The 7,107-nt window shown below is 45.8% G+C and carries 7 protein-coding genes and 1 other RNA gene; 5 read left to right on the forward strand and 3 right to left on the reverse strand.

All coding sequences use genetic code 11. The features are described 5' to 3' along the window. The 3 genes from rnpB to NTX76_01645 all read right to left on the reverse strand — a co-directional run. Positions 1-220, reverse strand: an RNA gene (rnpB, locus tag NTX76_01635) — RNase P RNA component class A; the annotation flags it as partial. Between the two features lie 74 nt (positions 221-294). Further along, on the reverse strand, positions 295-1,566 hold the full coding sequence (gene fabF, locus NTX76_01640) for a beta-ketoacyl-ACP synthase II (GenBank protein MCX7337971.1): 1,272 nt from the start codon (positions 1,564-1,566) through the stop codon (positions 295-297). 50 nt (positions 1,567-1,616) lie between these two features. Continuing rightward, positions 1,617-1,871 (reverse strand): acyl carrier protein, encoded by a 255-nt coding sequence (locus NTX76_01645; GenBank protein ID MCX7337972.1) that lies wholly within the window; start codon positions 1,869-1,871, stop codon positions 1,617-1,619. A gap of 852 nt (positions 1,872-2,723) precedes the next feature. On the opposite strand from NTX76_01645, the gene NTX76_01650 reads away from it, so the two are divergent. The 5 genes from NTX76_01650 to NTX76_01670 all read left to right on the forward strand — a co-directional run. Further along, positions 2,724-3,425, forward strand: coding sequence for a response regulator transcription factor (locus NTX76_01650; protein MCX7337973.1), 702 nt, complete (start codon positions 2,724-2,726; stop codon positions 3,423-3,425). Continuing rightward, a complete protein-coding gene (locus NTX76_01655; GenBank protein ID MCX7337974.1) occupies positions 3,413-4,741 on the forward strand; it encodes an ATP-binding protein in 1,329 nt (442 codons plus the stop codon). The genes NTX76_01650 and NTX76_01655 overlap by 13 nt, the downstream gene beginning before the upstream one ends. Positions 4,742-4,826: 85 nt before the next feature. Next, entirely contained in the window at positions 4,827-5,399 is a 573-nt protein-coding gene (locus NTX76_01660) for a phasin family protein (protein ID MCX7337975.1), read from the forward strand. 332 nt (positions 5,400-5,731) lie between these two features. Beyond that, positions 5,732-6,457 carry a hypothetical protein gene (locus NTX76_01665; protein MCX7337976.1) on the forward strand — a complete coding sequence of 242 codons (726 nt, stop codon included), beginning with the start codon at positions 5,732-5,734 and terminating at the stop codon, positions 6,455-6,457. Between the two features lie 88 nt (positions 6,458-6,545). Continuing rightward, on the forward strand, positions 6,546-7,107 hold a 562-nt coding region (locus tag NTX76_01670; protein ID MCX7337977.1), incomplete at its 3' end, for a glycosyltransferase.

The following is a 7,107-nucleotide window of genomic DNA, read 5'->3' on the forward strand; positions in this document are numbered from 1 at the left end:
CGTGCCGCTTTTGTTACCAATTACGCGGTGTGCTCTTACCACACCTTTTCACCCTTACCTGCCTCCGCGCGAGCGAAGATAGGCGGTTTATTTTCTGTGGCACTTTCCCTAAAGATCGCCTTGGGGCGACCCTCGCCGGACGTTATCCGGCACCCTGTTTGTGTGGAGCCCGGACTTTCCTCCAGAACAAAAAAGTTCCAGCGATCATCCGGCCACCTAGATTTGATATTCTCAACTTTCCCCACCAGGAAATCAAGTTTTTTATTGTCTATTTTGGCAGATAAACGGACGCGGCTAAATCTTCCTGAAAATAAGGGATGCGTTTGTTCCCCCAAAACCAAAAGAATTTGACATAAGTGTTGTGATGTTTCTTTCCTGCGCCTTGTGGGCAACCAGGTTAAGATCGAATCCTTCTGATGGGTTGTCCAAATTCAACGTTGGTGGCAAAATGCCGTCACGCATGGCTAGCAAGGAAAAAATTGCCTCGACTGCGCCTGTTGCCCCCAAAAGATGTCCAATCGATGATTTTGTTGATGACATTGCCAATTTATAAGCATGATCACCAAAAAGACGTTTGACAGTTTTAATTTCTATCGCATCCCCGATGGGGGTTGATGTGCCATGGGCATTAATATAATCGATTTCATCGGAGCTTATTTTTGCATTTTTGAGCGAGGCACGCATGGCGCGAAAGGCACCGCTTCCATCCTCAGCCGGGGCTGTGATGTGGTGGGCGTCACCAGACATACCGTAACCGATTATTTCGCCATAAATTTTGGCGCCACGACGTTTTGCGTGTTCGTATTCCTCTAGCACAACAACACCTGCGCCATCTCCCATGACAAAACCGTCCCTGTCTTTGTCCCATGGGCGTGATGCGATCGTTGGGTTGTCGTTGAAGCTTGTTGATAATGCGCGTGCAGCACAAAAACCAGACATGGAAATGCGTCCCACGGCTGCCTCTGTTCCACCAGCAATCATAACATCAGCATCGCCAAATTTAATGATTCGTGATGCATCCCCAATGGCGTGTGAACCTGTTGCGCAGGCTGTCACGACAGAATGATTGGGCCCTTTGAATCCGTATTTAATGGATACATGGCCGGATGCCAAATTAATCAATGATGCCGGGATAAAGAATGGACTAACCCGTCGTACACCTTGGTTAATTAATGTTTGTGTTGTTCGATAGATTTCCTCGATCCCGCCAATGCCGGAACCAATCATAACCCCGGTGCTTTCCAGTGATTCATCATCTGTTGGCATCCATCCGGAGTCTTCGACGGCTTGTATGGCTGCAGAGATGCCATACAAGATAAAAAGATCCATCTTTCGTTGCTCTTTTAAAGGAAGATATTTATCAGCAGAAAAACCATCCACTGGATTGTCACCCAGGGATGGGACTTGCCCACCGATTTTGGCGGGCATATCGCTGACATCAAACGACGTGATGGCGCGAATTCCGGACTCGCCGGCTATGAGCCTTTTCCAGCTGGGTTCTGCCCCGTCTGCCAAAGGTGTTACAGCCCCAATACCCGTTACGACGACACGTCTTTCGTGATGCATTTTCTATTTCCTTAAATTAGAACAAAATCAGTCTATGCAATAATATATGCCTAGTTGCTTGGCTTTTCTGTGGCCAAATGAGCCTCGACATAATCAATGGCTGATTTAATCGTTGTCAATTTTTCAGCAGCCTCATCGGGGATTTCACATCCGAATTCGTCTTCGAATTTCATGACAAGTTCGACTTGGTCCAAGCTGTCAGCCCCAAGGTCGTCAGAGAAACTGGCGCTGTCAACAACTTTGGATTCTTCTACGCCAAGATGGTCTACAACGATTTTTTTGATGCGGGAACTAATATCACTCATTAAACTTTTCCTTTTTAAAATATCGAAACATACTAAAGTCTACCTTGGTTTTTCACAAAACTCAAGAGCAGACAGACATAAATTTTTGTGAATTAAATCACCTGGTTCCTTATGATCTGGACCCACAAATCCCTGTGGATCGGGGTGCTGGGATTGGGTTGTCATTTGCTTGAATTGCTGATTTGGGATGGATCGCTGCCATGGGAAGTAAATTTTTCGTCATCGTAGCGGTGGTATCCCTTGTGAGTGGTTTTTTCTCTGGAGTGCTGGATAGAGAGCTCGATGCGCTTCTATGGTTCGAACGGGGGGAAGTATATGTGGAGCTACCACTAGATTCGGAGGAGCTATCACTATCATATTTGGAATCGCTTTCACTTGGCTCCTTGTCATTTTTCTGTGGAGTATTATTCATAATTTGGTTTTTAACTGGCGGTGTCTGTATGGGCATGCGTCTATAAAATGCACCATCATGAGTTGTCCAACCCATACTTGTTCCACATAACAAAATCGCCCCTAATGCTATGACCTTATTCATCTTGCTCATTCTATTTCCCCATTGGTTGTGCGTGTTTGTCCCGGGTGATTTTCCAAGAAAAATCTCATCCGATTTGGTCTTTTCTTTCTTAAACTATGGCAATAAAGTGTTAATATGCAGTTAACTAACCTGAGTTCGATGTAAGAATTTCTAAAAACCTTGTTCCATTCTCGGTCATTTCCTGGAAATTTTATGGATGGCCACGTCGGGCCTTGCCCTCCTCGCCATGACGTCATGGCGAGTGAGCGAAGCGAAACGTGGCCATCCATAAAATCATCTGAAATGGTCTAGTCACAAAAATATCTGATGGTAAAGCGATGATGACTGAACCCTTGATTGATCAAAAACCCCTGCTTTTAGTTGTGGATGACGATACGAAATTACGCAATTTGCTGGTTAAATTTTTATCCGACAATGGGTTTCGCGTGTTGGCGGCCGCCAATGCGGCAGAGGCGCGGTCCAATATCGCCTGCCATCGTTTTGATGGGATTATTCTGGATGTGATGATGCCGGGGGAAACAGGGACGGAACTGATCCAAAGTTTGCGATTGACATGCGCGATGCCCATTTTGTTTTTAACAGCCCGGGATCAGTTAGAGGATAAAGTCACAGGCCTAAACCTGGGGGCGGATGATTACATCACAAAACCGTTCGAACCCCAAGAATTGCTGGCTCGCATTCGGGCGATCATTCGACGGTTTGCCCCGGCGCCGTCCGTTTCCATGGAACGACTGCGGCTGAATGACTATGCGTTTTGTGTCCAGACCGGACGATTAACAAAGGACGACGACCTTGTTTATTTAACCTCCACCGAACAAATTTTGTTGCGGACCCTGGCCCAAAGTCCCAACCAACCCTTTTCCCGGGAGGATTTAGCGCAACGTATTGGCCATAAAGTCAGCGATAGAACTGTTGATGTACAAATAACGCGCCTTAGAAAGAAAATAGGGGATGACCCGCGCCAACCACAGACAATTCAAACGATTAGACACATTGGATACACCCTATGTCCCAACTAAAGGCGCCGCAATTAAAAGTATCTCAGTTTGTAAAAAAAATCCTGCCGCAAAGCTTATTTGGACGGTCATTAATCATTTTGGTGACGCCGCTGATTTTGGTTCAATTTGTTTTGGGGTATATATTTTTTGACCGCCACACGGAAACGATTCTGCGTTTATTATCCAGCACAATTTCCGGGGACATTGCTTTTGTTTTGGATTCTGTCGAGCGGGAGGACAGCTTTCCCCACATCAGAAAATTGGCGGAACGAGACCTTAGTCTTAGTATCAAATTGTCGCCTCATGAGGTTTTGGAACAAACGGGCATCCATCGCCAAACGTGGTTGTATACATATTTAGATAGCGCACTAAAGGAAAAGATAAAGCAGCCTTATTACGTGCGCATGGACAGTAATTTTATCAACATTCATATTGCATCAACAAAGGGTGTTTTAAAGGTTCAGCTGTCCCGAAAGCGATTGTTTAGCCGGACAACGCCGTTGGTTATTATTTGGACAACCGTATCGGCATTGCTGTTGTTTATAGTGGCATCCATTTTTATGCGCAATCAGATTCGACCCATTCGTCGCCTTGCGGAGGCTGCGGATCGTTTTGGCAAGGGGGATGATACCGTTGTTTTTAATCCAGAGGGCGCAACAGAGGTTCGAAAAGCTGGTGTTGCTTTTCAGTTGATGCGGGATCGCCTAAGGCGGCAATTAAGCGAACGATTGGAAATGCTGGCGGGTGTTTCCCATGATTTGCGCACGCCCCTTGCGCGAATAAAATTGCAGTTGGCGATGATGACCCCAACCGAAGAAACAAAATCCCTGCAGGAGGATGTCGTTCAGATGCAGGGGATGGTGGAGGGGTTTCTGATCTATGCCAGAGGTACAGATGCCGAGAGGAGCCAGCCCGTGCTTTTGTATCCGTTTCTGCAAAAAATTATTCGCGTTCATCAAACTGATCAGTTATCTGTTTTTTTGAATTGCCACGATGACATAAAGATATTTTTAAAATCCCATCTCTTTAACCGTTCCTTAACCAATTTGTTGTTAAATTCAAAACGTTACGCTAGAAAAGTCATCATTGATGTTTGTGAGAAAAAAAATCACATACTGCTTACAATTGATGATGACGGGCCCGGCATAGCAGTATCCGAGCGAGAAAACGTCTTTCGCCCTTTTTACCGCGTCGATGCCTCTCGTAATTTAGAGGATGGCGGGGTGGGGCTTGGGCTGAGTATTGCGAAGGATGCTGTTCAAAGCCATGGGGGTCGGATTTACCTTGGGGAATCACCCTTGGGGGGATTAAGGGTTACCATAAGGCTTCCCCGGTAATTTTCGTTCGGGCGCAGTCTGGTGTTGACGGGGCCTAAAATAGCGTATGTAATTAATTTGATTAAAATTTTATAGGAGTTATCCCGTGTCACAGTCATCAAAGCAGCCAGAATTCGAATCAGCAAAAGAATCAAAATCTCAACCAGGGGGCCAACCAGGGGGTCAGTCAGGGTCTCAATCCAGCAGCAGCTCTCGTTTTGGATCTGGCTCAACCTCGGGTCAATCAAATCCATTTTCTGCGTTTAGCAATCCATCAGAGGCTTTTCAATCTTTTGCTTCTAGCATTAAGGTTCCTTATTTTGACAAGGAAAGTGTTATGGATCATCACCGTAAAAATGTCGATGCTATGACTGATGTTAACAAAGCCGCAGTCGAAGCCATCAAAACAATCGCACAGCACCAAAGCCAGTTTGTTCGCCAGTCATTCGAAGACATGAACAGCATGATGCGTGATGTTGTGGGTAACCCCCAGGATCAATTGAAAAATCAATTGAGCAAAATGAAAGAATCGGTCAGTCGCGCAATTGACCATGCAACAAACATGTCAAATCTTGTCGCCAAATCAAATGGTGAGCTTTATAATGCCGTTCAAAGTCATGTCAGTGAAAGCGTAGAGGGAATCAAAGAGGCAGCCTCTAAGTTCACAACAAAGGCTTAGTATTTTCAGTATAAACGATTTTCGTTTGACCAATACCACCTGCTTACTTGAGAAAGTTCTTTCGTGAGCGGGTTTTTTTATGCATAATTCTCGCATTGGATGAATTTGCTAATTTACTTAATCCGAGTTCGCCGTAAGAGCGGCTGGAAAATGCTTGAATTATCTAGGGTGCTTCTGGATTGCTTCGTCGCTTACGCTCCTCGCAACGACGTCTTTGCGCGGAGGGTAAAACCCGACAAAGCAATCCAGACCTTAAAATACCAGCCCTGATAAGGTTTTTTGGATTTTCTTATGTTGAGCCCGGGTTACATATTTTTTATAGGATTACTTGCGTGCTAAAATGCCTGGTCACAGTTTTATTATTTTCTTTTTTTGATTTTTTACCGGCATGTTCTGCATCCGAAGATGGGGCTGAGTTAGCGTGTAGATTAAATCTGCTTTCCCTGGTATCTGTGGGGGATTGTAGTTCATCGTCCTGTAGCCAAGAATTAGCGCCGGCAGGATTTGGATCCAGCCCCCTTGTCGGTCCACGGGGCGATGTGAAATCAGTTTCGAGTGAAAATAGCCGTAACGAATCAACCGGCAACACTAGTGTCTTTTCATTTATCACGCAAATAATTACCACCGCCGAATCTACACCAAGTGTGATCGATATGGATTCAGGTGGCAATGACAGTCTGTATCCTTTTAGTCTGCGTTCTTTGGAATTATCACAGGGTATGCTAGATTCAGCAGCCTTCGGTTGTGACTTTTTCAGGCACAGAACAAATCGGTCAATGTTTGGTGATGCTGCGGGGCGTCGCCAAGAATTGCCATCATATGGACCAATATATTCGTCAATTTCGGCAAGACGTGCTCGGAATTTGTCCCCAGATGATGGGCGGCATAATCTTGGTCGAATACATAGTAACGCTAAGCAAGGGCCGATGATAGTGGAGATTACTCCAGGTCATCGTTGTCCTTCCGATATGGTTCCGCCCTCGCTTCGGGGTGAAGATTGTAGGATAATACTGAATGGCGATTCCTCTGATGATGATTTACCTCAACCCCCTAGATAGCAAAGCCCTGGTGCATAAATGTCTAACTTCCCAAAAATCCTTCAGGTCCTGCCGGCTTTAAAAAGTGGGGGGGTGGAATGTGCAACCCTTGATTGATACTTGTGTGGCGTCATCTGGCGGCGCACTGGTACCTTTGTTAGAAAAGCTTGGGGGGATTCATATCACCATGCCGTTGGATCAAAAAAATCCACTGGCGCTGCTTCGGAACAAGGCATTAATCACGCAGGCGGCCAAGGATCACAAGATTGATTTAATTCATGCGCGATCACGGGCCCCCGGTTGGAGCGCCCTTTGGGCCGCCAGGACCCTTGGGATTCCGCTTATTACGACCTATCATGGCGTTTACAACAGCACGGGTCGCATCAAGCGATTTTATAATTCGATTATGGCGCGCGGTGACCACGTCATTGCAATTTCCCACTATATTGCACGCCATATTGAAAAGGAGCATGGGCACCTAAAACCAAAGATCTCCATCATCCCAGAGGGGATCGATACGGATTCATTCGATCCGTTGTTGGTGTCGGCCGGTCAAATTAACCAGCTCAAATCTGATTGGGAAATCCCAAAAGAAAATTTCGTTATTCTGCTGCCCGGGCGATTAACCCGCTGGAAAGGACAAGAAATTTTGTTGAAAGCCCTTGAATTTA

The sequence above is a fragment of the Alphaproteobacteria bacterium genome (genome assembly GCA_026400645.1).
In the GTDB taxonomy this organism is placed as follows: Bacteria; Pseudomonadota; Alphaproteobacteria; order Paracaedibacterales; family CAIULA01; genus JAPLOP01.

What these genes read in the sequence shown, in the direction of transcription:
- fabF (MCX7337971.1), bottom strand. Translation starts at nt 1,566, where the DNA reads ATGCATCACGAAAGACGTGTCGTCGTAACGGGTATTGGGGCTGTAACA.
- NTX76_01645 (MCX7337972.1), bottom strand. Translation starts at nt 1,871, where the DNA reads ATGAGTGATATTAGTTCCCGCATCAAAAAAATCGTTGTAGACCATCTT.
- NTX76_01650 (MCX7337973.1), top strand. Translation starts at nt 2,724, where the DNA reads ATGATGACTGAACCCTTGATTGATCAAAAACCCCTGCTTTTAGTTGTG.
- NTX76_01655 (MCX7337974.1), top strand. Translation starts at nt 3,413, where the DNA reads ATGTCCCAACTAAAGGCGCCGCAATTAAAAGTATCTCAGTTTGTAAAA.